Origin of the sequence: Brevibacillus reuszeri (assembly GCF_002897295.1) — a bacterium.
Taxonomy (GTDB): Bacteria; Bacillota; Bacilli; order Brevibacillales; family Brevibacillaceae; genus Brevibacillus; species Brevibacillus reuszeri_A.
The window spans coordinates 1-514 of the sequence record NZ_BEXF01000141.1 but is presented as its reverse complement, the minus strand read 5'-3'; the positions used below and the strand labels follow the sequence as shown (position 1 = coordinate 514).

Sequence of the window (514 nt, the reverse complement as noted above, 5' to 3'; positions counted from 1 at the left end):
TGAATCCATCTGGTCATAACCTGCGATAGCTTGCAGGACATAAGCGGAGTCTTCGACATTTTTAGTCAGGGGTCCGATCTGATCCAGCGAAGAGGCAAAGGCAACGAGGCCAAACCGGGACACCAGTCCATAGGTTGGCTTCAATCCAACGACACCGCAATAGGAAGCGGGTTGACGAATCGATCCACCTGTATCCGATCCCAGCGCAAAATATGCCTCGCCCGCAGCAACGGCTGCTGCCGAGCCTCCGCTTGATCCGCCTGGAACCCGATCCAGATTCCATGGGTTGCGTACGGGGTAGAAGCTGGAGTTCTCGTTCGAGCCCCCCATTGCGAATTCATCCATATTCAGCTTCCCGATTGTTATGGTATCTGCTGCACGCAATTTACCGACAACCGTCGCATCGTATACTGGCGTAAAATTAGACAGAAACTGACTTGCGCATGTTGTGCGAAGTCCTTCCGTTACGATGTTATCCTTAATTCCGACAGGAAGACCGAACAACAGTCCACGC

General features: G+C 52.5%; 1 protein-coding gene. It reads right to left on the bottom strand.

Annotated features, from left to right (window positions below; genetic code table 11):
• On the bottom strand, positions 1 to 514 hold a 514-nt coding region (locus C3B52_RS35870), incomplete at both ends, for an amidase family protein (RefSeq protein ID WP_268811935.1).